General features: G+C 47.6%; 22 protein-coding genes and 1 pseudogene. 8 read left to right on the forward strand and 15 right to left on the reverse strand.

Annotated features, from left to right (window positions below; genetic code table 11):
* Window positions 1-128: 128 nt before the first annotated feature.
* Entirely contained in the window at window positions 129-2,066 is a 1,938-nt protein-coding gene (locus QUB25_RS21100; protein WP_333185709.1) for an SdrD B-like domain-containing protein, read from the reverse strand.
* A gap of 264 nt (window positions 2,067-2,330) precedes the next feature.
* Between QUB25_RS21100 and QUB25_RS21105 the strand changes: the two genes are divergently transcribed.
* Window positions 2,331-3,008: a peptidoglycan-binding protein gene (locus QUB25_RS21105; RefSeq protein WP_333064101.1), complete on the forward strand. Its 678-nt coding sequence runs from the start codon at window positions 2,331-2,333 to the stop codon at window positions 3,006-3,008.
* 673 nt (window positions 3,009-3,681) lie between these two features.
* Here QUB25_RS21105 and QUB25_RS21110 read toward each other — a convergent pair.
* Window positions 3,682-5,424, reverse strand: a complete 1,743-nt coding sequence (locus QUB25_RS21110; RefSeq protein WP_333185712.1) for a DUF1565 domain-containing protein — start codon at window positions 5,422-5,424, stop codon at window positions 3,682-3,684.
* A gap of 357 nt (window positions 5,425-5,781) precedes the next feature.
* Here QUB25_RS21110 and QUB25_RS21115 point away from each other — a divergent pair, with 357 nt between their 5' ends.
* Window positions 5,782-6,864: a thiamine phosphate synthase gene (locus tag QUB25_RS21115; protein ID WP_333185715.1), complete on the forward strand. Its 1,083-nt coding sequence runs from the start codon at window positions 5,782-5,784 to the stop codon at window positions 6,862-6,864.
* A 97-nt stretch (window positions 6,865-6,961) separates the two neighbouring features.
* Window positions 6,962-7,174, forward strand: coding sequence for a sulfur carrier protein ThiS (thiS, locus tag QUB25_RS21120; RefSeq protein ID WP_015176890.1), 213 nt, complete (start codon window positions 6,962-6,964; stop codon window positions 7,172-7,174).
* Between the two features lie 187 nt (window positions 7,175-7,361).
* Here the strand turns inward: thiS and rpmA are convergent, their stop codons facing one another.
* Window positions 7,362-7,661, reverse strand: coding sequence for a 50S ribosomal protein L27 (rpmA, locus tag QUB25_RS21125; protein WP_190738131.1), 300 nt, complete (start codon window positions 7,659-7,661; stop codon window positions 7,362-7,364).
* A gap of 27 nt (window positions 7,662-7,688) precedes the next feature.
* Window positions 7,689-8,081 (reverse strand): 50S ribosomal protein L21, encoded by a 393-nt coding sequence (gene rplU / locus QUB25_RS21130; RefSeq protein ID WP_172190164.1) that lies wholly within the window; start codon window positions 8,079-8,081, stop codon window positions 7,689-7,691.
* A gap of 299 nt (window positions 8,082-8,380) precedes the next feature.
* Between rplU and QUB25_RS21135 the strand changes: the two genes are divergently transcribed.
* Entirely contained in the window at window positions 8,381-11,374 is a 2,994-nt protein-coding gene (locus QUB25_RS21135; protein ID WP_333185718.1) for a pentapeptide repeat-containing protein, read from the forward strand.
* A 169-nt stretch (window positions 11,375-11,543) separates the two neighbouring features.
* Here QUB25_RS21135 and QUB25_RS21140 read toward each other — a convergent pair whose 3' ends face one another.
* The 4 genes from QUB25_RS21140 to glpK form a co-directional block, all read right to left on the reverse strand.
* Window positions 11,544-11,759 (reverse strand): hypothetical protein, encoded by a 216-nt coding sequence (locus tag QUB25_RS21140; protein WP_006634939.1) that lies wholly within the window; start codon window positions 11,757-11,759, stop codon window positions 11,544-11,546.
* 326 nt (window positions 11,760-12,085) lie between these two features.
* Window positions 12,086-12,586 (reverse strand): DUF3122 domain-containing protein, encoded by a 501-nt coding sequence (locus QUB25_RS21145; protein WP_333185722.1) that lies wholly within the window; start codon window positions 12,584-12,586, stop codon window positions 12,086-12,088.
* A 231-nt stretch (window positions 12,587-12,817) separates the two neighbouring features.
* Entirely contained in the window at window positions 12,818-13,189 is a 372-nt protein-coding gene (locus tag QUB25_RS21150; protein ID WP_333185725.1) for a c-type cytochrome, read from the reverse strand.
* Window positions 13,190-13,263: 74 nt separating this feature from the next.
* A complete protein-coding gene (glpK, locus tag QUB25_RS21155) occupies window positions 13,264-14,751 on the reverse strand; it encodes a glycerol kinase GlpK (protein WP_333185728.1) in 1,488 nt (495 codons plus the stop codon).
* A 98-nt stretch (window positions 14,752-14,849) separates the two neighbouring features.
* On the opposite strand from glpK, the gene QUB25_RS21160 reads away from it, so the two are divergent.
* On the forward strand, window positions 14,850-15,434 hold the full coding sequence (locus QUB25_RS21160) for an endonuclease dU (RefSeq protein ID WP_333185731.1): 585 nt from the start codon (window positions 14,850-14,852) through the stop codon (window positions 15,432-15,434).
* 243 nt (window positions 15,435-15,677) lie between these two features.
* Here QUB25_RS21160 and QUB25_RS21165 read toward each other — a convergent pair.
* The 3 genes and pseudogenes from QUB25_RS21165 to holA all read right to left on the reverse strand — a co-directional run.
* Window positions 15,678-16,019 (reverse strand): annotated as a pseudogene (locus tag QUB25_RS21165) (IS701-like element ISPlag1 family transposase); the annotation flags it as partial.
* A gap of 791 nt (window positions 16,020-16,810) precedes the next feature.
* Window positions 16,811-17,800 carry a hypothetical protein gene (locus QUB25_RS21170; RefSeq protein WP_333036105.1) on the reverse strand — a complete coding sequence of 330 codons (990 nt, stop codon included), beginning with the start codon at window positions 17,798-17,800 and terminating at the stop codon, window positions 16,811-16,813.
* 230 nt (window positions 17,801-18,030) lie between these two features.
* Complete coding sequence (gene holA / locus QUB25_RS21175) at window positions 18,031-19,008, reverse strand: DNA polymerase III subunit delta (protein ID WP_333036104.1); 978 nt, start codon at window positions 19,006-19,008, stop codon at window positions 18,031-18,033.
* A 176-nt stretch (window positions 19,009-19,184) separates the two neighbouring features.
* On the opposite strand from holA, the gene QUB25_RS21180 reads away from it, so the two are divergent.
* From QUB25_RS21180 to cbiE, 3 genes are read left to right on the forward strand one after another with little or no spacing between them, the layout of a single operon-like run.
* Complete coding sequence (locus QUB25_RS21180) at window positions 19,185-19,925, forward strand: DUF1868 domain-containing protein (protein ID WP_333063966.1); 741 nt, start codon at window positions 19,185-19,187, stop codon at window positions 19,923-19,925.
* Window positions 19,915-20,208 carry a hypothetical protein gene (locus QUB25_RS21185; RefSeq protein WP_333185736.1) on the forward strand — a complete coding sequence of 98 codons (294 nt, stop codon included), beginning with the start codon at window positions 19,915-19,917 and terminating at the stop codon, window positions 20,206-20,208. The genes QUB25_RS21180 and QUB25_RS21185 overlap by 11 nt, the downstream gene beginning before the upstream one ends.
* Entirely contained in the window at window positions 20,205-21,509 is a 1,305-nt protein-coding gene (cbiE, locus tag QUB25_RS21190; RefSeq protein WP_333185739.1) for a precorrin-6y C5,15-methyltransferase (decarboxylating) subunit CbiE, read from the forward strand. Before QUB25_RS21185 ends, cbiE begins: the two co-directional genes overlap by 4 nt.
* Before the next feature lie 31 nt (window positions 21,510-21,540).
* On the opposite strand, the gene QUB25_RS21195 is transcribed toward cbiE, so the two are convergent.
* The 4 genes from QUB25_RS21195 to QUB25_RS21210 form a co-directional block, all read right to left on the reverse strand.
* Complete coding sequence (locus tag QUB25_RS21195; protein WP_333185742.1) at window positions 21,541-22,425, reverse strand: CPBP family glutamic-type intramembrane protease; 885 nt, start codon at window positions 22,423-22,425, stop codon at window positions 21,541-21,543.
* Window positions 22,426-22,517: 92 nt separating this feature from the next.
* Window positions 22,518-23,558 carry a UDP-3-O-(3-hydroxymyristoyl)glucosamine N-acyltransferase gene (lpxD, locus tag QUB25_RS21200; RefSeq protein ID WP_333185745.1) on the reverse strand — a complete coding sequence of 347 codons (1,041 nt, stop codon included), beginning with the start codon at window positions 23,556-23,558 and terminating at the stop codon, window positions 22,518-22,520.
* Between the two features lie 143 nt (window positions 23,559-23,701).
* Window positions 23,702-24,019, reverse strand: coding sequence for a YkvA family protein (locus QUB25_RS21205; protein WP_333036095.1), 318 nt, complete (start codon window positions 24,017-24,019; stop codon window positions 23,702-23,704).
* A gap of 417 nt (window positions 24,020-24,436) precedes the next feature.
* Entirely contained in the window at window positions 24,437-25,756 is a 1,320-nt protein-coding gene (locus QUB25_RS21210) for an SPFH domain-containing protein (RefSeq protein ID WP_333185748.1), read from the reverse strand.
* Between the last annotated feature and the right edge of the window lie 57 nt (window positions 25,757-25,813).

Here is a 25,813-nt window from a genome sequence, read left to right on the forward strand (position 1 = left end):
TGGGCTTCCCGGAACTCTGGCTATGCGTTGGAGGTTGCCAACAATAGGGTATCACGCGATCGCCCTTTAACCTCTTCCTGATTTTTATCTACGGTTTGGGATTCGGGGCGATGCAGTTTTGTGTCACCCTACATAACCGAGAAATCTCTCCCGCCCACAGTGCTGACCGAGTTCCCGATCGCCGAATTAATTAATTCCTTTGCCTTGACAATTTGGCTGATTTCTGAATTCAGATTCAGACCGAAATTCTGTTGCCCAAAGTTAGGAATATTGCCTAAATTCGCAAAACGTCGATCGCCCAAAAAATCACTAATTCGATCAGTATCACCACGCGAACTCAAAGGCAAGCTATCTGCCCCAATATTATTGGCTGCTGCTGGTTCGCCCGCATAGCTGCTGGCATTCGTCAGCGGGTCGCCTTTCAAGGATTTAGCCGAGGTACCCTCAGCCTCTGCTGTCACCACATCTCCCGTCACCACATCGATTTTGCTAGCCCGAATCTCTGCCGAGACAACAACCACCGCAGGCGGAGTCGTTAGAATGAAACCCGGCGGCGGAACTTCCCTGACAACATAACTACCTACCGGAACATTGCGGAAGCTGTAATTGCCCTGAAGGTCGCTTAAGGTACTCGCTTCGCCCGGGTCTAAACTGCTGTTGTTGTTGAGGTCGATGTAAATTTGAGTGTTGGCGATCGGCGGTTCCCCGGGATCTAGGCGGCCGTTGGCGTTAAAATCGTTAAATTTCACACCGCTAATGGTGCCAGTCACCAACACGTTACCAAAGCTGAGATTAGTGGCATTTGTGCCGTTACCCACGGTGATCGGAGTCGGATTGGGCGTAGTTTGTCGAAAACCGGGCTGCGGGACTTCCCTCACCACATAAGTGCCTTGGGGCAAATTGATAAAAGAGAAATTACCTTCGGGGTTTGTTAAAGTCGCAGGTTCGCCCGGATCTAAACTACCGTTGTTGTTGAAATCAAGGTAAATCGGCCAGTTGGCAACTCTCGGTTCCGTCGGTTCGTTGATACCGTTAGCGTTGAGGTCGTTGAACTTGAAGCCGCTGATGCTGCCCGTAGGAAAATTGTTGCCGAAATTGACGCCAACAGCGTTGGTATTGCCGGTGATGTCGATCGGGCCTGGATTTGGCGTAGTCTGTACCCATCCAGGTTGCTGGACTTCCCTCACCAAATACCGGCCGGGAGAAACATTGGCAAAAGTGTAGTTGCCTTGTGGGTTGGTGATGGTATTGGGTTCGCCCGGATCAAAGCTGTTGTTGCCGTTGAGGTCGAGGTAAATGGGCCAATTTTCCAGAGGCGGATCTGTCGCATCTCGGACACTGTTGGCATTGAGGTCGTTGAACTTGAGACCGCTGATGCTGCCAACAAAAAAGACATTCCCAAAATTGATGTTGTTGACAGTGGCGTTGGAAGTAACGTTAACCGGGCCGGGGTCAGGTGTGGTTTGGAGAAAACCCGGTTGCTGGACTTCTCTCACCAAATATGTATCTGCGGGAATATTGACAAAAGCGTAATTTCCTTCAAGGTTTGACAAAGTAAAAGGTTCGCCGCCGTCGAGCCTGTTGTTGCGGTTGAGGTCGAGGTAAATTTGCCAGTTAGCTAGCCCTTGTTCCCCAGGATCTCGGCTGCTGTTGTTGTTGATGTCGTTGAATTTTGTACCTGCGATCGTCCCTGCGTTAAAGTTGTTGCCAAAATTGATATTGCCAGCGTTCGTGCCGCTGGTAATCGTGATAGGTGCAGGATTAGGGGTAGTTTGGCGAAAGTTCGGCTGCTGGACTTCCCTAACTTGGTAAGTGCCCGGCGGCAGGTTGGCGAAGATGTAGTTGCCTTGCGGGTTTGTGAGGGTGGAAGGTTCGTTAAATTCTGGCTGGCCGTTGTTGTTGAGGTCGAGGTAGATTTGCCAGTTGGGAATGGGGACTTCTCCGGGATCTGGGAGGCCGTTGGCGTTAAAATCGTTGTATTTGGTGCCGCTGATGCTGCCGACTTGAAAGTTCCCGATGTTGACGTTGCCGATGTCTATTTGGCTGGCGGTTCTGAATTCGGACATGGTGTTGCTGGGGCCCAATGAACGCGGTTCAATGTTTTCTGTAGGGCAATCTAGCAGTTTTTTTGCCAATTGCAGCTATTTCAGGGGATAAATTATTTTTAGGAAAGGGAAGGGGAGAAAAGTTCTGAGTTTTGACTTAACTCGTTCGCAGGCATAGCCAGGGAATCAGTTAATGCCTTATGCCCAATTCCCTATGCCGAAATTCCCAATTTTTTCCAGATTTGATGTACGATCGCTACCAGTTTTGCAGAGGTCGAATTCCCAATGTCCCAAAACTTGACAGCAAGCTGGAATGAAGCCCGCCAGGTTCCGAGTTTGCTCTTCGGCTGGAGTTTGTGCGGTTTATTGGTAATGGGATCGATCGCCCCTACTCCTGCTGTCGCACAGCTACCTACCTCCGAACAGAGTAACAGCAACAGCCCGATCGCTCAAACAGGTGCGATCGTCCGCCCCACGCTCAAATTGGGCAGCCGAGGGTCGGAAGTGATCGAACTCCAAGCTGCTCTTAAATTATTGGGCTTTTACGCTGACACTGTAGACGGGATTTTCTCACAAAGCACCGCTAGATCAGTGTCTCAGTTCCAGGAAGCAGCAGGTCTGCCTCCCGACGCCATAGTCGGTCAAGATACTTGGAATCGGCTGTTTCCTGCGACTCCGAGCGCGATCGAAAACCCCATCGCTAACGATCCTGTAAATCCCGACAACTCAGAGGTTAACCCCCAAGCGCAGCCAACAAATTTTCCGGTTTTGAGAAGACGAATGCGGGGGGCCGCAGTCAGAGATTTGCAAGAACGGCTGCGGGCCAAGGGATTTTTGCGGGTGAGTGCTGACGGCGTGTTTGGCCCGGAAACTCAAGCTGCTGTCAAGGCGGCTCAGCGACAATATCAACTGCCAGCAGACGGCATTGTCGGCCGCGCAACTTGGGAAGCTCTGCTGCGTTGACAGCCAACGAATAGTGCCGACTATGCACGTTGAGGTATCGGGCGATCGTACAAATTGTTAATAATCGCTTTTGGAAGTATTTCATCACATCAAAAAGTGTCAAGTTTGGTAAACAAAGTGTTTTTATGCGCGCAGTTGGTGTTAACTTAAAAACATGAGGGGCAAAACCAAGAAGCACAAAAAACTTGGATAAAAAATTTGGAATTAGAGTATTTGTCCCGCTCGGCTCTAGTCCGCAGGCAACGCCTGAACCGTGTAGCTTATTAGCAAAGAAAGGTTGATATTGCGATTCGTATTGGTTAGATAGCTTGAGGCTATTGGATTAATCAAAAGTGGCGATCGCACAACAGTCAAACACAGAAGTCTGAATAGACTCCGCTAATAGCTAGCTCGTCCGCAGAGTAGTTGCAAAAACGTCCACCTTAGTTGTAGTTTGCTGAAACTCAGCAGAGCTAAAAACCCACTTGAATCAACTTAATTTACAAACTTTTTAGGGTCTGGCATCCGATATGCTAGGCCCTAAAATTTTGTTGTTGGTTATTGGTTATTGGTTATTGGTTATTGGTTATTGGTGAAGCTCCTTTAAATGCCGAACAGCTTAGCGGAAAAGGATATGCCCAATGCCCAATGCCCAATGCCCAATGCCCAATGCCCAATGCCCAATTTCCAATAACTATTTAATCTCCTCAATTCGAGCATTCAAACCGTTAGCGCTGAGCGTTTGTACCAATTCCTCAGCTTTTTCGCGTTCCCGAAAAGCACCGGCTTGCATCACCGGTCGCCCGCTGGAAAAAGAGCGAAAAGCACCGGGAACGAGGGATTGCATTTTTTGTCGATCGCCCGGCCTGTCGGTATCCACCACAACTCGATAGCGCAAACCCAAAGCAGACGGTAGATCGAATGACGGCGAATTATCCTCAGCCTCGGGCAAAGAATTCCCCCCTAAAGGTGCCGGTACATAGCCGCCCCTTCCGATAGGAATGTTGCGGCCCGGAACCGGCAATCTACCCTCGGAAGAAACCGAACTCGAACTATCAAAATTGGGAGGAATCATTGGTTGCTGTACCGAAATTTCCGAAACCGATCGATAATTCGGATCGGGCACGGGAATTGCGATCGCCCCTTGGACTACCGATGAACCAGCGGCATTCCTCGGAGAAAGCTCTTGTCGCAACTCAGCGCTTGGCGGTGTCGATCGATTTTGCACCGGTCGCCTCGAAACGGGCGCAGGCGGGGGAAGTGGCGCTCTTTCAGTTCTGGGACTTAGCCGCCCGGGAGTGTAAGCCGGGAGAGAAGTGTCTGGGCCACCGATGCTGGGAGGTCGATCGGTCGTTAGCTGCAAAGCACTTCCCCCCATTGGCGGAGGGGTAAAAGTTCCCGCCACATCAACCGAGCCCGTCGTCCGGCTGCTCAATAATTGATTCCCGTAAGCTGGGATTACTTGACCTTTGGCCGCATTGTTGACATCGTACTGACCGTTGTTGCGAATGACATTGCCCCCCGGTTCGGCGGCAGTTCCCAAATCCGGCAGAGAGCTCGCGATCGCCACAATTCCGTCCCGCCGGTTACTCTCGATATAATTGTTACGCAGCACAGGTCTAGCATTAGCTTGCACAACCACGCCGTCCTTATTGCGAGTAATTTTGTTACCGATTAGCAGAGGCGAAGCGTTCTGCGCTACATTCACCCCAAATCCCGTGTTTTCAAACACATTATCTCGAACTTCCGGCTGGGAACTGCCAAAAATCGTAATGCCGTTAGCTCCATTTTTCGAGAAAACATTCCCGCCAATCGTCGGCCTGGAAGTACCCACTACCGAAATGCCGTCGTGAGTGCTGCCAGAAAAAGTATTGTTGACAACCGTTGGAGAACTCGATTCGATCCACAAAGCGTAACCGCGATCGTTGGTATTTGTCACCGTCACTCCGCTGAGTCCCGCCCCATCTGCGCCTAAAATCGCGATATTTTGACCCGCCGAAGTCGGACTGATAAAGTATCCTCCGCCTTTGATGACAATATTCTGACCCCGAGTGTTGGGATTTCCCTGAACTGTCACGCTGGACCTGAGCATTAATGGAAATTTTTCGCCGGTTTGCTCGCTGTAAGTACCGGGCGCTAGCAAAATCGCTGTTTTGGGCGGGGCCACGCTTAAGGCGTAGGTAAGGGTTTTAAACGGAGCTTGATCGCTGCCGTTGCCTCCTGTGTCGCTGCCGCCGGTCGAGCTGACGTACAGTATGTTAATCTCGCTCTGCAGCGTCTGAGAAAGTAGCTGCACTCCCGGTATCCCGGCAGCGATAACTGACGGTTGATGGTTGCAAAGGGCGGTGGTGGCAAAAACGAGCAGAAGGCAAGAACTCAAACAAGATTTTTGCGATCGCTTTTCTTTGCACTCGCTATATTGAGAATTTAGGAGCATAAATAAACCCCACTGATTTGCGGTCCGAGTTCCGCTGCCCGAGTTCGGTGTCGGGTTTTTGGGATCGCACTTTGATTTCACCCGCCTGCTGGGGTTTTCTTCTGTTAATCTTTTGTGTTGTTCTGCTAACCTCACGGCTCTCCTCCGAAGTGTGGTATGCAGTTTAACGATTCCACTCTCATCAAGTTTGATCTATTATGCTTTGTTTTCATCAAATTCAATAAAACTTAAAAAATTATTGTCGAATTTACATCGGTTTATGCCAAAATTAAGCCGCCTGCTTTGCCACAATCTTGACGGCGTGGGAGAACATAGCGGGTTGATTGGTAAGATTAATTATAATTAGGGTGGTTCTGAATGACCGACAAACAAAACAGAACTTTACCGGCACAGCCAGCCCTCTGCCGGATTTTAGATGCAAATTTAGATCGATCGCGCGAAGGGTTGAGAATTATTGAAGAATGGTGCAGGTTTGGTCTCAACAACGCCGATTTAGCAGGGGAGTGCAAGCAACTGCGTCAAGAATTGGCTGCTTGGCACGTCGCAGAACTTCGCAGTGCTAGGGATACGCCGGCTGATCCGGGTACGGAGTTGACTCACCCGCAGGAAGAGCAGCGTTCGAGCATTCAGCAGCTACTGGAAGCGAATTTCTGTAGGGTGGAAGAAGCTCTGCGGGTACTCGAAGAGTATGGCAAAATTTACGATCGGAATATGGGCGCGGCTTTTAAGCAGATGCGCTATCGGGTTTATACTCTCGAAAGCAATTTGCTGGCTTACCGGCGCTACCAGCAGTTACTTCGATCGCAGTTATACCTTGTAACTTCGCCGAGAGACAACTTGTTGGGAGTCGTGGAAGCTGCTTTGCAAGGCGGACTGACTTTGGTGCAGTACCGCGACAAAAGCTCAGACGACGGCGCAAAGTTGGCTAACGCGCGCAAGCTTTGCGAACTTTGTCACCGCTACGATGCTTTGCTGATTGTGAACGATCGCGTGGATTTTGCGATCGCAGCAGATGCCGACGGCGTACACTTAGGACAGCAAGATTTGCCTGTGGCGGAAGCGCGCAAGTTGCTCGGCCCCGGACGCATCATTGGTCGTTCTACTACGAATGGCGAGGAAATGCAGCGAGCGATTGAAGAGGGAGCCGACTACATTGGAGTTGGGCCGGTTTACCACACTCCTACTAAACCTGATAAACAGGCGGCCGGTTTAGACTATGTGCGGTATGCTGCTGATAAGTCGCCGATTCCGTGGTTTGCGATCGGCGGAATTGATATCAACAACCTCGATGAAGTATTGAATGCCGGAGCTCAAAGGGTTGCCGCAGTACGCGCGATTATGGAAGCGGAACAGCCTACTTTAGTCACGCAGTTTTTCATCTCACAGTTGATTCGGATGGAGAATCTGAAAGCTCAGAAAGCTTTGCACGGGAAAAGCTAGGTTGATTGGGGATTTGTAGGGCGGGTTTAGCACAGGAAATGTGTGCATAAAATATAATTTTGTTACAAAACCCGCCCTGAAAACAGATATTTTACTGATGATAAATCAAATTGCGCTGCAAGTTAACGGAGAAACCCGCAATTGTGCGATCGACACACCGTTACCAAAATTACTAGAACAATTGGGATTAAACCCGCGCTTGGTGGCTGTGGAGTACAACGGGGAAATTCTGCACAAACAATTTTGGGAAACTACACAGATGCAAGAGGGCGACATCTTAGAAGTTGTCACAATTGTCGGAGGAGGCTAGGCAATTTTTAGGAGTAAAAACGAGAGTTTTTCCTGCTTCTCTGGTTCTTGGTAAGCAGCCACAGTCCTTTCTCCGGCGAAACAAATTGCAAAAAGCTCTGCCTCCTGTAACTTTCTAATAACATAGAAAATCAGGAGGCAGAGCCTTGCTTATATGCGTTCCCAGGCATAGCCTAGGAACCATAAAACTAAACTGCGACAGCTTCAGCCACCGGTTCAGCCACAGGTGCTGCTACAACAGGATAAATGCTGACTTTCTTGCGAGTTTTGCCCTTTCTTTCAAAAGTCACTACACCGTCAATCATGGCAAACAGAGTATCATCTCTGCCGATACCAACATTATTACCGGGGTGAACTTTAGTGCCGCGTTGGCGGATCAAAATGTTGCCAGCTTTGACAACTTGACCGCCGTACTTTTTGACACCCAGACGCTGAGAATTAGAGTCGCGTCCGTTACGTGTACTGCCTGTACCTTTCTTGTGGGCCATAATATCCTCAACTGTATTTACTATTTTTTATTCTGAATCAGTTTCGGCGGTTTGGGGGGTTTCAACAACTGCTGCAGTTAAGTCTCTGGCGGCTAAGACTGTACCGTTGACGCTAATCGAGTCAATCATAAAGCGAGTTGTTTCTTGACGGTGCCCTTTTTTCTTCCGAGTTTTCTTTTTCGGCTTCATCTTGTAGACGAGGACTTTGCGGCCCCGGAAATGCCGGAGAACCGTTCCTTCTACAGTGGCATTTTCTAGTAGAGGCTGGCCGATATGAACCTCGCCTTCGTGCTGGATCAGAAATACTTTGTCTATGGTGACTTTGGATTCAGCTTCAACGTGAAGCAGTTCGATGTCGTAGAAGCGGCCTGGTTCTACCCGAAATTGTTTGCCGCCGGTTTCAATGATTGCGTAAGTCATGGGATGGTTGTTGAGATTGCCGTACAGGTAGCTGATGAGTCATTGGTCATTGGTCGTTGTGGACTTTTGACTGCTGACTGCTCTCCAGCTTTTGGAATGTCTTAACCTGATCCGAGCCGGATTTAGACAGACAATCTACTATTATTGCGGATTGTTGGAGTTTTGTCAAGGTAAAAGAAACTTAATCTTTTTTAATTGTTAGTTTGAGAACTGATTTGTGGCGACGAACTACGGAATGCTTAGAGAGTTAAATGTAGATTTTCTCGGATTCTCTCTTCTGCAATAGGGCAGGTAAAATTATGACTCAGGAAAATTCCGAAACTTGGCTGAACAAATTATGGAAAACTTTGACTACCGACCACCGACAATTGTTGCGGGGACAACACGATGTTGTGGTAGATAGTGTTGATACTATAAATGCGACGATTTCTGCTGGTGTTGCTGTAGTAGGAGTGACGGGTGCGGCTATCAATCCTGCTATTCCAGTTGTTGCCGCTGGGATTGGGTTCGTGCAAATTGCTGTGCGGTGGCTCAAGCGCTTTGAAAACAAGCCTCAGCCAGAAAGATCCTTCTCTGATTACGTGCAGTTAGCTGCGGTTCTAGCTTATTGTACATCTTTCGATAAATGTCTAAACGCCAGCGATGTCTTAACTCGAATTAATCTCAACTCGATTGTATCAGAAGAGTTTAAACAACAAATCGAAGAACTTGCCGAATCTTCCTTAGATGAAGAGGAAGCCAGGAAAACGATGAGCGGTTTTCCCCGCTCTAAATTGGCTGAAAATTTCAATCATTTATTATTAACTTACTTACAGCAAGTAGGATTAACTGAAGGCGAAGCTCAGACTTTGATAGAGCGAGTAGCTTGGAGCACACCTCGCTACATCAGTCAGGCATTAGCTGAAGCAAAATATGACTTAAAAGTGCTGACAGAACGTTATCGCGAACGCTGGCAAAAAGATCTAGATAAATACGACAAAATCGATGCTTACTTAGAAGAGACAATTGCCTCAAAACCAGAAGAAAAAGTATTTGATGAAGACTTTAAGTTTAAAGATATCTACGTGCCACTGAAGGCAAAGCGACTAGATAAAAATGGCAAGCTCATAAATGATGCAGAAGCTTTCGATTTGGAAAGTTGGGCAAAAGAATTACTTGCAGATGAAAAGAAACAAAATCAAGTAATGTTTGTCGAAGCTGGACCCGGACGCGGTAAGAGCGTTTCTTGTCGGATGTTTGCTGACTGGGTGCGGCAATATTTACATCCAGTTTGGACGCCCGTGTTAATTCGACTGCGAGATATTCTTACATTGCAAAAGAGTTTTCGAGAAACGCTAAAAGAGGCAGTTAATGCGGGCTTTGCTAGCGATGACGGCTGGTTGACAGATAGAAACACACGATATTTGTTTTTCTTGGATGGCTTTGACGAGTTGCTGATGGAAGGGAGAAAAAGCGGCGGTTTAGAGGACTTTCTCAAGCAAGTAGGGCAATTTCAGCAGGATTGCGATAAGAATTCAGAAAGTAGACACCGGATTTTGATTACTGGCAGAACTTTAGCTTTGCAAGGAATTGAAAGGCAACTGCCAGATAACTTGGAGCGAGTCGAAATTCAGATAATGGATGACGGACTTCAGCAGCAGTGGTTGAGCAAGTGGGAAGCCCTATTTGGGGCGGCAAAAACCTCAGCTTTTCAGCATTTTTTGCAAGATGAATGCTGTCCAGAGAATGTAAAATCAGAACTAGCGCGAGAGCCACTCTTGCTTTATCTGTTAGCGGCGATGCACCGGGACAAAATCTTGAAAGTTGAGGATTTTCAAGGAACTAACAGCACTCAAGCAAAAATTTTGATTTACAACAAAACTGTGAATTGGGTACTCACAAAACAGCGGTCTGAAAAGCTCAATCGCGATTTGACAGAATTGGAAACAGAGGAGTTGCGGCGCATCCTGACAGAAGCAGGGTTGTGCGTGGTGCAGTCGGGAGGGGAATGCGCTCCTGTAGCGATGATTGAGGAACGATTGAAAGCACATGGCTCAGCTAAAGATTTTTTTGAGGACGCACAAAAACGGATTGATAATCCTCTAAGAAATGCTTTGGCGGTTTTTTATCTTCAGCAAGGCAGCAAAGAAGGTTCTGTGGAGTTTGTACACAAGAGTTTTGGTGAATTTCTGTGTGCGGAGCGGTTGAAAGAAAGTCTGGAAGAGTGGACGGAACCAGGAAAGAAACGTATTACATTTAATACTCAAGACTCTCAGATGCACTGGGAAATTTATGATTTGTTGGGTTATGGGCCGCTGACGGAAGAAATTGTGGAATATTTGATGGGGTTGTTAACAACTCCGGCTGTTGCAGGGGAGGAAAATCAGTTTCGCCCTGTGGAGTTATTCCAGCGTCTGGAAGATTTTTATCTGCGGTGGTGCGAGGGGGAATTTATTGATGCGCCGCCGGAAAATTTGCCTCAAAAGAAGATGCGCCTACTGCGATATCAATTGAAAACCCAATATTTGGGACAGCGACAAATAGATATTTACGCTGGTTTGAATGTGATAATTTTGCTATTGGAGTTGCACCGTTACGGGCAGCAAATAGATGAATTGAAAGACAAAATGGTGTTTTATCCTTGCGGGAAGCCTAATGATGAAGGCAAGCTTGACGATAGCAATCGGTTATTGCGTCTCATCAGCTATAGCTATTGTGTTGGGGATTCTGGGTTTCTCCAAATTGTTGGGCTATTTCTCAGCGACGCAAACCTCAGTGGCGCAAACCTAGGTGGCACAGAGCTCTGTGGCGCAGACCTCGACGGCGCAAACCTTAGTGGCGCAAACCTCAACGGCGCAGAACTCAGCGACGCATACCTCACTGACGCAGATCTCAGTGGCGCACACCTCAGTGGTACATATCTCACTGAGGCAGACCTCAGGGGGGCAGACCTCAGCGGTGCAGACCTCAGCGGGGCAGACCTCATCGGCGCAAACCTTAGTGGCGCAAACCTTAGTGGCGCAAACCTTAGTGGCGCAAACCTTAGTGGCGCAAACCTCAGCGGCGCAGACCTCAGCGGGGCAGACCTCAGCGGGGCAAACCTCAGGGGGACAAACCTCACTGAGGCAGACCTCAGCGGCGCAGACCTCAGCGCGGCAGACCTCAGCGGGGCAAAACTCAGCGGCGCGAACCTCACCGATCGCACTTTTGGCGATGTCAAATGGGATGAAAATACAAAGTGGGAAAATGTTGGAGGTTTGGATACAGCCGTTAATGTTCCAGAAGCGTTAAGGCGACAGCTAGGAATGCAGTAGAAACCTTTTTCCAGGCTTGGCGTATCATTTTTATGAACAGGCTTTCCGGCCTGTTCCACAAAAAGTGAATTTTCTTGTGGGGTGGGCCCGAGAGTCCGCGCCCGAAAGGCCGATCGACATACGAAGGTCGATCGACCTTATTTTATGCAAAAGGTCGATCGAACTGGATTTAAGCCGTCGCAGAACATTTGCGCGATCGTAACAATTCCAAAGCTTGCTGTTTCACCCTCCCTTCCATCACCTCTTTTTGCAAAGTAATAAAAGCCTCAAAATCTTCTAAACCGTACTTAGTCATCTGCAACTGCTGTCGCAACAGTTCTTCGGCCTCAACCGTTAAGTAACCTGTTGCCAAAGCTTTTCGGACAATTTTACTGATTAAAGTCATATTAGATTCACCCTGAAGACGCGCACGTTAAAACACTGGATTTGTGTCACTCGACTAACTCAGCTTTTTGTTTGTTTCCTGATTACCCTCCAAATACGTTAAATCTGCCTTAAGGCATATTTAAACATAGCGATTGGTGACAGGGGAAGTTGTATCAATTTTAACTGTAGAGTGCGATTAAATTAAATTTGTATATTTAGTTTTTGTCACACTAAATTATCCTCCAAAGACGTTAAATCTACCTTAAGGCATAATTTAAATATAGCCATTTGTGACATTGGAAATTGTATCTATTTTAAATGTAGAGTGCGCTTAACTTGGTATATTTAGTTTCTATCTAACAACAGCCGCCATTCTCTGACAGCAAAAGGAGGAACCACCAATTCTGTGTCTTTTTGATTTTTCACGGGCAAACTCAACAGCAAAGGTCGATTACTTTCCAATTGTGTAATTATTGATTTGAAATCGTATTCTCCGACATTAATTGGCAAACCAGACTCGTTCCAAATATCATTAGCCGTGCTAATTTCGCGCTTGCCCGCCGCAACTTTCAGCGGAACCTGGTGCTGCAATTCTGTTCCGGGAAATCCTACTAATCTCAGATTTAAAGACTTTACTACTCCCGACTTAACTCGCTTGTACAAAACAACTTGCCATGCTTGATCGTCTGTATCACGCAGGCTTTGTACGGAGCGAAACATTACTGTCTCAGCAGTTTCTGGATATTTGTGAATCGAAGCCAAAGCAGGCGGGTTGACAGCTAAGATTATATACAAGCACAAGCTAATAATAGTTAAAATGCGACGCCAACAATAAGATTTTTTCAACTTCCAATACCTCCAATAATTTACATTTTTTTAGCAGAAAACAGAAAAAAGCACAGGTTTGTAGTGAGATTATTAAGGGATGAATAATAGAAGACAAGAAGCAGGCAGGTTTTGTATAAAGATTATTCATCTGTGACCAAGTTAGGCGCTAAACCTGCCCCTACATTATACCTCGGCTTGGTTTCCTGAAGTTAGGCGCTCAACCTGGTCTTACAATGTACATAGTCTGGTTTATTTCCAATCGGTTTCAGCTTGGGATAGCACGTAAGCTGAAACATCGAGAATTTGTTGTTCCGACAAACGATCTTTGTAAGCGGGCATAATACCTTTGCCGTTGGTTACTAAGTTGGAAATGTTGGCGATGGAATCCATGCCGTATTTTTTTAAGGCTTTTTGTTTCAAGTTTTTGCCGCGCCTGATAATGTTGCTGCCGTTGATGTGACAGCCTGCACAGTTGGCGCTGAAGACTTCGGCTGCGGTTGCGGGATTTGTACCTGTATCTGCGATCGCCATTTGGGAATTAGCAGCGATTTCTACAAATGCCAGTGTCAGTATCAATAGAAAGGCGGTGAGATTTTTTTTTAAGTTCTTTAGCGAAATCATTTATTTGCAATTTGAAAAAATGTGCTGGATTTAAGGATATCACTAAATACGGATTTTGGGGTTAACTCAGCGATTTATTCTTCCCAATCGAATGTGCGGGAAACTGCTTTTTTCCAAAAGCGATATTTTTGTTCGCGAAGTGCGATCGCCATTTTTGGTTCCCAAGTACAATCCACCGCCCAATTGTCCCGCAATTCGGCTAGCTGACTCCAAAAACCCACCGCCAAACCGGCCGCATAAGCCGCACCGAGTGCAGTAGTTTCTGCTACCACAGGCCGCACCACAGGCACTCCCAAAACATCGCTCTGAAACTGCATCAGCGTGTGATTTCCCACCATACCTCCGTCTACTTTTAAAGACAAAAGCTGCACTGCTGAATCCTGATTCATAGCGTCCAATATTTCCCGCGTTTGCCACGCTGTCGCTTCCAATACGGCGCGGGCAATGTGTGCCTTAGTCACGTAGCGAGTTAAACCTGCAATTACTCCGCGCGCGCTGTCTTTCCAATAGGGTGCATAGAGTCCAGAAAATGCCGGGACAACGTAAACTCCGCCGCTATCTTCGACTGTATTTGCTAATGTTTCTACTTCTGCAGATGTGTTGATGATGCCCAAATTGTCCCGCAGCCACTGCACTAAAGCTCCGGCGATCGCAATACTGCCTTCCAAAGCATACACAGCGGGCGATTCCCCCATCTTGTAGGCGACTGTTGTCAGCAACCCGTTTTTTGAAGGGACGATCGCCTCACCAGTATTCAGCAGCATAAAACAGCCCGTACCGTAAGTATTTTTCGCCTCCCCCAGACTGAAACAAGTTTGCCCGACGAGCGCGGCCTGCTGATCGCCCAAAGCAGCAGCAATCGGAACACCTGCAAGCAATCCTTTTGCAGTTCCAAAAACTTGACTCGAAGGGCGAATTTCTGGCAGCATCTGGCGGGGAATTGCCATTATTTCCAAAGTTTCGGCATCCCAATCGAGAGTTTGCAAATCCATCAGCATCGTGCGGCTGGCGTTGGTAACATCGGTAATGTGCGCGCCGCCAGTCAGGTGCCAAATTAGGAAAGTATCGACATTGCCAAAAACCGCATCCCCTCGATTTGCAGCTTCCCGCAATCCTGGAATATTGTCCAGCATCCACTTAATTTTCGGCCCGCTGAAATAAGTTGCCAGCGGCAAACCGCATCGTTTTTGAAATCGATTTTTGCCCTCAACTTCAGCTAATTTTTCGCAAATTTGGTGAGTGCGAGTATCTTGCCAAACAATTGCATTGCCGTAAGGTTTGCCAGTTTTTCTGTTCCAAACAATTGTAGTTTCGCGCTGGTTAGTAATACCGAGGGCTGCAATATCTTTAGGGTCGATATTGCCGATTTCGAGGGCATTTTTAATCACGCTTTGGGTTCGCTGCCAAATTTCAGCGGGATTGTGTTCCACCCATCCTGGTTGGGGATAGATTTGCTGGTGTTCTTGTTGGTTGCTGCAAATTATCTGTCCCCGGCGATCGAATATGATAAATCTGGTGCTGGTGGTTCCTTGGTCGATCGCTGCTACGTATTTTTTTGCCAATTGTCTAAAACCTTTTTAGTAATGAGCTATTTAACGTATATGATACTATGTAAAACACAAGCTAATCTCAAAAACTTTAGTTTAGGGAACTCCACAAGTTGAAACTGGCAGATTTGCTCAGGCTCGATCGCACAATTAAGGTTATTGGCTTTGACGACGCTCCGTTTTCTCGTACAAGCGGCAGTCTGGTGTCGATCGCGGGCATAGTCTGCGGCGGAACTCGATTTGAAGGAATGGTGTGGGGACAAGTCCTCCCAGACGGATTAGATGCCACGGATGCTATTTCTGGTCTACTTCTCGGAGGCAAATTTCTGCCGCAATTGCATCTCGTTTTGCTAGACGGAATTGCTTTCGGTGGCTTCAATATTATTGACCTTCCCGAGTTAGCATCGCGGCTGCAAATTCCTTGCGTTGCTGTCATGCGCCGCCAACCAGATTTAGATGCTGTTGAAAAAGCCCTCCGCCATTTACCCGACTCGGAATACCGTTTAGAATTGTTGCGCCGTGCCGGGAAAATTCACACTTTTGAACCTTTCTTTTTTCAAGTTTGCGGCGAACAACCCGAATTAATAGCGCTGGTGCTCCAGCGTTTGACAGACACTGGTAAAGTTCCTGAAGCTTTGCGTTTGGCTCATTTGATTGGTGCGGCGGTAATTAATGGAGTTAGTGGCAGTTCTGCTTGAATTATTTTTAAGAACGGGCAAGATGCCCGTTCCACAAAGACTAAATTTTCTTCTGGGCAGGATTTACGCAACTGTCACAAATGCTTCGATAGCCTCTCCAAAAGTTCCAAACTTGGCCCTTGGTTAGTTGATGAGTGCCGTCCCTCGGTACGGCACTCATCAACCAACCGTCCGAGCTCGCGTGTCAGCTTTTTGAATCAAAACTTCTCTCAGTTTATTGTCATATTTTTTAGACAATAAACATCGGAATCTGGGGCGTTTCAGTTGTTCACTTAAATAATTGGATAACAGCCCATTTTTGATTGTATATATGGTTCGACCTGTCCGAGCAGCTAAACTTTTAAGCCTTACCCATACAAGTAAAGCGCAAGCAATATGATTTCTTTGAATCCGAGCTTTCCGACACTGACAAGACTATATTCCTGTTAATTGCTTGATTTCTCGGTTGCCTTCTACAATTTTCCAACGAAGAGCACACACTTTTTGTACGTCATTTGTGTCTGACTGAGTTAAGTCCTTAGTCGCGACATATCCCGTCTTGTTGGTGGAAACAATTACTCGGAATAATTTCACTTTCTTGAATTTCAATACTCACGACAGTTTGGGGAACGAGACTACAAGCTTACGCGGCGCAAGGATCATAAATAAAGTTGAATTAAATGCCGCATCAGGGGTGGAGCTGACATTGATTTAATTATCCACAGTGACTCAAAGTCAAGCGAGAATAAGCCATTGGGCTATATAAAAACTGTCCGGACTATTGACTTAAGAGAACTATCAAATATCCCTCCACTATCAAATATTACACCAGCATTAGGCTCTCGGCTGAAAGCTACATTAAAAGTACCAAGACGTTTTAGTAACCGAAAAGTAGCTGGCTTGTTAGAAGAGTAGACTACCCCAAAGCTAGCAAAAGATCGGCTTAAATACTGGTGTCATATCAAATCTGTTAGCCTCGGTATCATTCAGCTCTCTATTCTCGACCTCTGCGTGAATCAGCGTCAATTCATTGTTATCTGCGCTTGCTGAAATTATCTTTTTTTAACCGCAGATACCGGCAGATCAACACAGATTAACGCAGAGGAGTTATATCAATTCCGGCTGCTGCGTGATTGTTGACTGGATTTTACGGCCGACGATGCTACGGGATTTGAGATAAACATGAAACTAGAATTGGTTTAAAAAGGATTGAATGAAAAAGAATTACAGCTTTTGGAGTTAAAGCAATAGGTAAAGTTAAATGAAATTTAAATAAAATTGAAAAAAGTCAAAAGTAAGAAAGCCAAAAGTAAAAACAATTGTTTTTACTTTTGGCTTTCTTACTTTTGACTTTTAGCACATCGAGTATTCAACTCAAAACTCAAAACTCAAAACTCTTAAGGCGCTGCTGCCGCCCTGCGGTTGGCAACAATCAGATTAGCCTGATACTCTGCCGCTTTTTGCTGAGCCTTTTGATAGTTCGGGCTGGTTGACGGTACGGCTCTCATGAGCTTAACCGCTTGCTGCCACTCGCTTGCTACTGCGATCCACTCATTTTGAGACTGAGCCTTCTGGGCCGAAATTGCTGCTTTCTGAGCTGTGTTAACGGCTTCTCTCCAAGAGTCAGGCTTAGGCGCGGCGGCTTTTAGTGCAGGAGAGGCTGGAGCTGGGCTTGCTGGCGCAGCAGCAGTGGGAGCGGGTTTTGGTGCAGGGGAGGCTGCCTGTGGGGTGCCCGGAGATGCGGCTGGAGAGGATGCAGCGGCTTTAGACGCGGGAGATGCGGGTTTCGGGGAAGGGGAAGCAGCTTCGGGGGCGATGGGTTCTGGGTTCGAGTCGCCGAAGGGGAAAGTTTTAGTAAAGAAAAGCCCTGCGATCGCCGCCAGAGGTACTAAGATACCCACAGGTATTACCCATTTGGGAAATTGTTTTTTCGGAGGCGGGGCTTGATCTTCGTCTTCGTCTTCGTCTTCCTCGTCGTCATCTCGATCGAATTCTCCTTCTTGATAATAGTCTTCGCCTTCGGGCTCGACATCATCTAAACCTACAGAGTCGTCAGGCATTCCACTATCCAAGGGGTAAGGCATTGAATCCGCAGGCATCAGATCAATTTCATCTTCCCACGTAGGCGATCCCTCACCTGTTCGACGCCCGTAAACCTTTACAGTGTGAATTGATTCGAGTCCCAGCTTCGTCATGCCGGTGCGGATGAAATCGACCAATACCATTTGATCCGGTACTTTGTCTGCCTCCAGAATTATGTGGAGGCAGCCGTTGTCCCGCGTCACATCGGCGTTGATGCCTTTGGGTTTGAGTGTACGGTTGATGCTAGATGCGATCGCTTTTGGATCGCCTTGCTTGAGCAGTTCCCGCGGGTTCTGTTGTGTCATGGGTAGCGCTCTTTTTTTGGGGGGGGTGGAGAGCCGGCAAATAATATTAACCGATCGGCATTCGGCGGACAATATTTATTTACCACATTAACTTCTACTTTGCCATTCTGAGAGTATTTCTAGTATCTATTGACCTTTTGGCCCGTGAGCCGGTATCAAGCACATAGCCGAAGAAAGAAATTTGTTGTAAAAATTTACAGTAAGGGGCCGATCCTGTGCCCTGTCGCGCATCAGCGGAACAAGCTAGAAAGTTCTATAACTTTGGTTTGCAGGGTTGAGATTTCTTCTCGCCCCCGCTTTAAAGAAGCTTCTAACTCTAGCAGCAAAGGCAAACTTTTTTGCAGTTTTTCTAGGCTGGCGTTCTTGACTTCTTGACGAAAATAGTATACTCGTTTCGGATTGCCGAGATCTAGAGCTTGAGCAATTTTATCATCGCGATCGCCCGCTTGGATCATCGCCTTTACCCACAGCCAAATCCGAAATTTACCAGTCAAGCCAGCCACAATCCTCAAACCAGGCTCGCTGCGGCCAGTTAAGCCGGCCAATAAATCTAAAGCCGCGGAGGTATTGCCCTCGCGAATCGCATCGGCTAGCTGGAAGGTATTCTGGGCGTGACAGTGCACCAGTGCTGCAACTTCCTCCGGGTTCAGAGGTTGGCTGCGGTTGCCCGCAAACAGCAGCAATTTTTCGAGTTCGCTGTATAGCTGGCGGGTATCGCTGCCAATGGATTGGGCCAAAAGTTCGATCGCTGTGGCTGTCAATTTTACATTCATTTCGCCCGCGACTTGACGCACCCGCTGGGCTAATTCTTTGTCATTCCAAGGCGGAATCGGTGAAAATTCCCGCACTTGGGCGGACTGGGAAATTAACTTGGTAGACTTGAGCCGACTGTCGGGTTTTTTGACGGATGTCAGCAGCAGCACGGTGGTAGGGGGAATCACTGGCAGCGTCCGTTCAAATTGGGCCAACAGTTCTGGAGAACACTGCTGCGTTACAGTCGTATTTGCCAGCCAGACAAAACGGCTGCCGGTACCGAAGGGCGGCGTTAAGGCTCGATCGAGCCCTTCGACCACAGCGTCGGCTCGATCGGCAATAATCTTGTCATAGTTAAAACTAGCCCAGTTGGGGTCGAGGACTGTTTGCCGCAAACTTGTCACAGCCTGCGCGATCGCAAAGTCGTCTTCCCCCCAAAACAGGTAAATTTGCATGAAAAACGCTCAGTAGCCCAAAAAATCAGAGTTGCAGGTTCTGCAAGTCCAACATATCCTGAATTGGACTGTTGGATGCCCGCACCATAATATAAAATTTGGTGTGGGAGTTTGTCACCGCGAGGAAATCAAGATTGGATGATACTTATCAAGCTTACGTAAATCGGGTGGCGCGAATGACGCTGCTGGACTCCTACAAGTCCCAGGTGGAACACATTCAGGAATCTCCAAAATTTAAGCCCGACGAAGCAGGCAGGAGAGATCCTGTACCTTTTCCAGGTTATTCCGTGATTACGCCCCCTGCGGGGGAAGATGCAGAAAATGCTGCATTTTATAGTAATTTGCACTCGAGCCAACAACGGCTATTGCAGGAAATAGCGGAGGGTGCGCTCGTGGCACTGCCTCCTGATAGCTTCCATTTAACCGTAGCCGATTTGATTTGGAACAGCGCTTTTCGAGATGCCTCTGATAAAAATCCAGAATTTGAGGAGCAACTGCGCTCGCGCATGGCCGATCGTTTTGCCGCCTGCAAACCCTTGGCGGGCGGCGCTCCCATTCGCTGGATAGTGCTGGGGTTGATGGTGATGACTAGAGCTGTGGGTGTTTGTTTGGCACCGACGGACGAAAACTCTTACAAGCAAATTCTGGAGTTTCGCCGATCGATCTATCAAAATCCCGATTTAATGGCTTTGGGAATCGAACAGCAATATCATTTTACGGCCCACATTACTCTGGCTTATTTTGGGGATGTCGGGCCGAACCTTGACCGCGATCGCTTGTGCGCTTTGCTGTCAGAGTTAAACGAGCAATGGCTGGACACGCCACAAGAACTGTCCGTAAACCGAGTGGAACTGCGGAAGTTTGAGGACATGGCCACCTACCTCCGGCAACCGGAATGGCCGGTTTTTGAGTTTTAACGAAGGAAGAAGGAAGAGGGAAGAAGGAAGAAGGAAGAAGGAAGAGGGAAGAGGGAAGAGGGAAGAAGGAAGATTTTTTCCCATCTCCCACTCTCCCCATCTCCCACTCTCCCACTCTCTCGCCCCCTCTCCCCCTCTCCCCCTCTCGCTTGTGACAATTGTCAGGATATTGGCTATTAAATGCTTTAATTATTTTTGTTTGACAGTAAAGTCAAGGAAAAAATTTATGAAAAACCAGGAAAAATCAGTAATTCTGGTTTTTTACTTTTTGCTTAAAAAGTGACAGTACACGTTGTTGGTATCGGTTTAGATGGAGCTGCTGGGCTGAGCGAATCGGCGCGGCAGGTTGTAGAAATGGCCGCTCTGCTAATAGGGAGCGAGCGCCATTTGAGCTATTTTCCCCAGCACGACGGAGAGCGCTGGGCGTTGGAAGATTTGACCGAAGCAATTCTGGAAATTCGGCGCTGGTGGGCGACTGAACCCGAATTAGAACCCTCTGCGGGGACGGTGGAACCCCGCGATCGACCGATCGTAATTTTAGTGGCCGGCGACCCGCTGTTCTACGGCTGGGGAAAGTTGTTAATTGCCCAATTGCCGGCAGAAAAATTGACTTTTCACCCCCATGTCAGTTCTGTGCAGTTGGCTTTTAACCGCTTGCAAATCCCTTGGCAAGACGCTCATTTTGTTGGCTCTCAAGGACGTTATTTTGAGGAACTGACGGCAAAACTCAAACTCGGTGTCGAGAAAATTGCGGTACTCGCCGACGAAACTCATACTCCGGCGGCCCTGGCAAATTTGGTCAAAGCTCTAGATTTGCCTACACGCTACGAGTTTTGGGTTTGCGAGAATTTGGGTGCTGCTGACGAGCGCGTGGGCCTGCGTTCTCTATCAGCTTTGCTGGGAGAGTCTTTTGCACCGCTGAGCGTGGTTGTGATGCTGCGGGAGTCCCCGCCGAGGGCAGAACCATTTGATTTGGAAAAGTTGCCTTTGTTGGGAATACCGGATGCAGCTTTTATCGGTTGTGGCGACAAGCCGGGTTTGACGGTTGAACGGGAAGTGCGGGTGTTGGTGCTGGGACAATTGGCTTTGCAACCGGGACAAGTTGTCTGGGATGTGGGTGCTGGTAACGGTTCTGTGTCGATCGAAATTGCTCGTTTATTCCCGCAATCTGAGGTGTATGCGATCGAAAAAACGGTTTTTGGCACCTCTGCGATCGAGTTCAACTATGGCCGTTTTGGGCTGCAAAATGTGTTCTCGATTTACGGAACCGCCCCGGAAATTTTGCACCGCTTGCGTCCTCCGCACCGGATTTTTATTGGCGGTAGTGGCGGAGGGTTGACTAAAATTTTGGGCGTTTGCGCCCTGCGGCTGCTTCCTGGAGGCTCGATCGTGCTGGCGTTGGATGCTTTTGAGGATATTGCTACTGTTTTGAGCTGGATCGGCGATCGGGTGCGCCGGGAACCGCACTGGAGTTACCGAATCGTGCAAGTGCAGTTATCGCGTTCTCTGGCTGGGGGAAATTCCACTCGTTTTGATGCGTTGCGGCCTGTTTCGATTGTGACGATTGATCGACACTTGAATTAATGTCTGAATTTTAACCGCTGATTTAAGCTGATTAGCGCTGATTAACGCTGATTTGAGTCAGGAAGAGTAAGGTTGCGGTTGCTAGTAGCAATAAAATGCCGGCTGCACCTGCTAGCGGTTTCGCTGCTATTCCTGTAATCCATTCCGGTGCGCGACCTGTCGGATTAATTGCGCCTTCTGTATCTACGGTAGTTATACCCCAAATCCAAGCTGCGTGAATGCCGATCGCCAATCCCAAACTACCATTGTCGGCGATGCGGGCTAATGTTAAAACCATCCCCATCAGCCACAATCCGGGCAGTTGCGGTAGAGTTTCTTTGGCTGCCCAAATTAGGTGGGCGATCGCAAAAATGAAACTGGCGATCGCTGCTGCGATTAGCACTGAGTAATCTTGCTGGAGGATTGTTTGCAAGCAGCCGCGAAAGATTAACTCTTCTGTGGCGCTAATCCACAGTCCTAATAACAGAGTCAGCAGACTAGCAGGGTTAAAAATTAAAGTCCCAAAATTAATTGGTTTTTCGACTGTTTCGGTAGAATTTTCGCTTTTTTTTAGCTCGATCCAGCCTGCGGTTAATTGGAGACCGAATAAAATTACTAAGCTGATTATTCCTAATCCCAATCCCCGCAGTAATGACATCAAAACTGCGGGTTGCCAATCCCAACCCCAGTTAGTAAAAGACGTGTTTTCGATCCAACTTGCCGCCCATAAAATGAAGGGGACAATCACGTAGAGGGAAGCTAGTAAAGGTAGTTTTTTGTTTCCCAGGGGTTGGGGCGGATGCCATTTGAGGGCGATCGCCAGCACCATCGCTGCAGGAAGCCACACAACAATCCAAATCGAGAAAAACAAGATTATTTTGACAATTGCTGGTATTGACGGCGACAGCAGTCGCAGATTGGTTATGCTATTCCACATTTAAGGGGCTGCAACTATAATACTGTTGACTGTTGGCTGTTGGCTGTTGACTGTTAATTCTTAACTAATGACTAATGACTAATAACTAATGACTACCGATCGAGCTTGCGCTGAATTTGCCTCAAAGATTGGTACATTTCGGGCAAGCGGTTGTAGACGGCTGCGGCTTTGAGAAATAGTTTGTGGGGAATTGCTGGAACGCCCGTCACGATCGCACCTGCGGGCACGTCGCTGTGAATTCCGGCTTTAGCAGTGGCGATCGCCCCATCTCCAATTTTGGCTTGATTAGCAATTCCCACTTGACCTGCCAAAATTACATTGTTGCCAATTTTCACCCCGCCGGCCATGCCAACGTGAGCAGCAAAGGCGCAATTTTTTCCTACTTGACAGCCGTGACCTACCTGTACTAAATTGTCGATTTTTGTATTCTGGCCGATGCGGGTTTCTCCGACAGCGGGCCTGTCGATCGTGCTGTTGCAGCCAACCTCAACGCCCTCTTCTAATACCGTGCAGCCAGACTGCTCCATTTTTACCCATCCTGTGGCTGTAGGCACGAACCCAAAACCTTCGCTGCCGATCGCCGCACCGCTGTGAATCACGCAATTTGCCCCGATGCGAGTGCGTTCGTGAATGACACAATTAGCGTGTAAAACAGTGCCTTCGCCAATTACCGAATCTGGGTAAATTACGACATTTGGATGAATGCAAACGTTGCTGCCAATTTTGACTTTTGCTTGAATAACGACGTGGGGGCCGATATAGACATTTTCACTAATTTCTGCTGAGGGGTGAACGACGGCTGAAGGATGAATTTCGGATGCTGGGCGAAACGGTTGATAGAAAATGGCGATCGTTTCAGCAAACAGCAATCGCGGATCTGCTGCGGCAATCCAAGCAATATTGCGATCGGTACATTGAGCTTGCAGGCTTTCATCTAAGGGTAAAATTAAAGCCGAAGCATTTGTAGTGGCTGTATGAACGGCAAATTTAGCACCTTCTATGTAACTGATAGTACCGGGTGCAGCTTCATCGACTGGGGCCGCGCCTGTAATTTCTGGATCGGTAGCAACCGACGCTGTGAGGGTGCGACTGGTGGCTAAGTTAAGTTTTTGTACTATTTCGCTAAACTTCATCTATAAAAATTTGTTGTTAGCACAGATCGATCATAGTTAAAAATACCAGGTTTGGAGCACGATCTCAGCAGTTGCCATTTAAAAAACAAAAACCCCGGTTTCTTGAAGAAGTCGGGGTTGTAGCGCTCGATTATTTTTGGCAATTATTTTACAGAAACTGCATCTACGTCAACGGTGCTGCCGTTGGCTTCAGAATAATTGGCACCGGTGGCTTCGGATGCTGAAGCTGTCTCTGTTTGGCGAGATTTAAAGTAGTCGATCGCCATTTGCGAAACTTCGGAAATCAGCAAGACTGCGATCGCCACATCGTCAATTTGTCCGATGACGGGGAGAAAGTCTGGGGCAATGTCGATCGGGCTTACCAAATATGCCAGCGTTCCCAGAATAATCCACCAGCGGTATTTGGGGTTGCGGAGGGTGTCGCGGTACCAGTTGTAAACAGATTGTATAGAAAAGTTCATGTGGTTGTCCTCTACTTATATTTTCAATCTTGACAAATTGTCGCTCGAAATGCTTGTGGAGATATCCCCCCTAGGGTTGGCAAGAGACTTCTACCTGGGAGTATAGGGAATTGGGGAGGGAGAAGTTGTCAAGCTGTGTTGAAAGGGCGGGGACTCTTGACAACGCCCCTACAGAAACCTGACAGATGAAAGCCGATAGAATTAATCTGTGTTTATCTGCGTTTATCTGCAGTTTAAAAAAACATTCATATTGTTGACGGTAGATTCGGCATCTATTACTTCTTTTATATCGTGATTAAAGCAAGTTACTTAGATTGGGATTTTTCAACCGCAGATGTCAGTAGATAAACACATATGAATGCTGATGGGATTCATCTGCATTTATTTGCTGTTTAAACAAATCTTCATCTCTCTCACTCACGAATTTTGAAAGATCCATTTTTGGTCGCCGATCGCAATTTCGCAGCCATTTGGTAGCCAAAAAGGCTCGTTAGCAGCCAGCCTCTGCCCGCCCACAAAAGTGCCGTTGGAACTGCCGCTATCGACAAGCTGATACCGCTGTTTGCCAATTTCGTCGGTGGTCCGGCGGATTTGAGCGTGGTAGCGCGAACTTTGCGGATCTTGTAATACTAAAGTGTTGGTTGGTTCGCGTCCAATTGTAAAGGGATTGGCTGTTAGGGCGATCGCTTCTCCAGAAAGTTTGTAGATTAAATATGCGGTTGTTTTGCGATCGCTGCTTGCGAGTACCGTTGGTGCAAGTTGGGGAGGATTTCTCCCAGGAGGGAGGCTGTTTTGAGCAAGTTGTTGTGTCAGTTGTTGTAAATCTCGATCGAACCCTGCTGTTGTGTCTGAAGCTGGAAGACTCGCAGGAGAATTACCTGAAATTAAGTTTAACTGCTGTACGGGAGATTGAGAAACAATCGGACGGCCTGCTTCGGCAATTCTCATTTGCAGGGCGGCGGCATTTTCTGCTTCCTGTCGGGCACTCATTCCCTCAACTTGGCGAATAACTCCGTTGGTTTCGGGAAAGCTGACATCGCCAATTCGCACGTCTTCTAAGTTAAAACCTAGGGTATAAAAATCTTGGACGCGATCGAGCAAATTTTGCCGCAGCAACAGCCGTCCTTGACTGATAAGCTGTTGTAGGGGTATTTGCCCTATCGCTAATCCCATACAATCCTTAACTGCACTTGCTAAAGCACCTATAGGATCGGACAATTCCAAAGCTACCCGTTTCGGATCTATAACTTGATAAATAACGGTCAGAGTGGCATCAATTAAAAATCGATCCTTAGACAAAAAATCTCCGTGCGACTGCACCTCCAAATTGCGGAGTTTGGTGTCTACGAGGACAATTTGAGACTGTTCCAGCAGGGGAAGGGCAAAGCTGAAATGTCGCCCAGATTTTAGGGTACGCACGGCGCGGCCGTTTTTGACCAACAGACCCGTGTAACCCGCCCCTATAAAGTCCATACTAAACCCGGCCCAGCGTTCTGGAGTTATCGTTTGAATCAGGGGAGAAGCGTTGTTCATGGGAGAGAGTTGAGGGAGGGAAGATTCTATTTTTAGAGTAACAAATTGCTGGGGGCGAGCGATCGGGCGGTGTGCCGGTTCTGCAACCTCTATTCTATACTTCTGGACACCCCGCGATTCAGCGCGGACTGGATCGAGTTTGCACCCCAGCAATCCACCTTCTTTTTGTACTGCCTTCCCACTTTTGCCATCACCCGCCGCCAAGCAATATTTTCACTCACAGAAAGTTCAATATTGCGATTCAGTTTGAGAGATAAAATG

This window comes from Microcoleus sp. B3-D7 (genome assembly GCF_036705305.1).
Classification (GTDB): Bacteria; Cyanobacteriota; Cyanobacteriia; order Cyanobacteriales; family Microcoleaceae; genus Microcoleus.

What these genes read in the sequence shown, in the direction of transcription:
- QUB25_RS21100 (WP_333185709.1), bottom strand. Translation starts at nt 2,066, where the DNA reads ATGTCCGAATTCAGAACCGCCAGCCAAATAGACATCGGCAACGTCAAC.
- QUB25_RS21105 (WP_333064101.1), top strand. Translation starts at nt 2,331, where the DNA reads ATGTCCCAAAACTTGACAGCAAGCTGGAATGAAGCCCGCCAGGTTCCG.
- QUB25_RS21110 (WP_333185712.1), bottom strand. Translation starts at nt 5,424, where the DNA reads ATGCTCCTAAATTCTCAATATAGCGAGTGCAAAGAAAAGCGATCGCAA.
- QUB25_RS21115 (WP_333185715.1), top strand. Translation starts at nt 5,782, where the DNA reads ATGACCGACAAACAAAACAGAACTTTACCGGCACAGCCAGCCCTCTGC.
- thiS (WP_015176890.1), top strand. Translation starts at nt 6,962, where the DNA reads ATGATAAATCAAATTGCGCTGCAAGTTAACGGAGAAACCCGCAATTGT.
- rpmA (WP_190738131.1), bottom strand. Translation starts at nt 7,661, where the DNA reads ATGGCCCACAAGAAAGGTACAGGCAGTACACGTAACGGACGCGACTCT.
- rplU (WP_172190164.1), bottom strand. Translation starts at nt 8,081, where the DNA reads ATGACTTACGCAATCATTGAAACCGGCGGCAAACAATTTCGGGTAGAA.
- QUB25_RS21135 (WP_333185718.1), top strand. Translation starts at nt 8,381, where the DNA reads ATGACTCAGGAAAATTCCGAAACTTGGCTGAACAAATTATGGAAAACT.
- QUB25_RS21140 (WP_006634939.1), bottom strand. Translation starts at nt 11,759, where the DNA reads ATGACTTTAATCAGTAAAATTGTCCGAAAAGCTTTGGCAACAGGTTAC.
- QUB25_RS21150 (WP_333185725.1), bottom strand. Translation starts at nt 13,189, where the DNA reads ATGATTTCGCTAAAGAACTTAAAAAAAAATCTCACCGCCTTTCTATTG.
- QUB25_RS21170 (WP_333036105.1), bottom strand. Translation starts at nt 17,800, where the DNA reads ATGACACAACAGAACCCGCGGGAACTGCTCAAGCAAGGCGATCCAAAA.
- holA (WP_333036104.1), bottom strand. Translation starts at nt 19,008, where the DNA reads ATGCAAATTTACCTGTTTTGGGGGGAAGACGACTTTGCGATCGCGCAG.
- QUB25_RS21180 (WP_333063966.1), top strand. Translation starts at nt 19,185, where the DNA reads ATGACGCTGCTGGACTCCTACAAGTCCCAGGTGGAACACATTCAGGAA.
- QUB25_RS21195 (WP_333185742.1), bottom strand. Translation starts at nt 22,425, where the DNA reads ATGTGGAATAGCATAACCAATCTGCGACTGCTGTCGCCGTCAATACCA.
- lpxD (WP_333185745.1), bottom strand. Translation starts at nt 23,558, where the DNA reads ATGAAGTTTAGCGAAATAGTACAAAAACTTAACTTAGCCACCAGTCGC.
- QUB25_RS21205 (WP_333036095.1), bottom strand. Translation starts at nt 24,019, where the DNA reads ATGAACTTTTCTATACAATCTGTTTACAACTGGTACCGCGACACCCTC.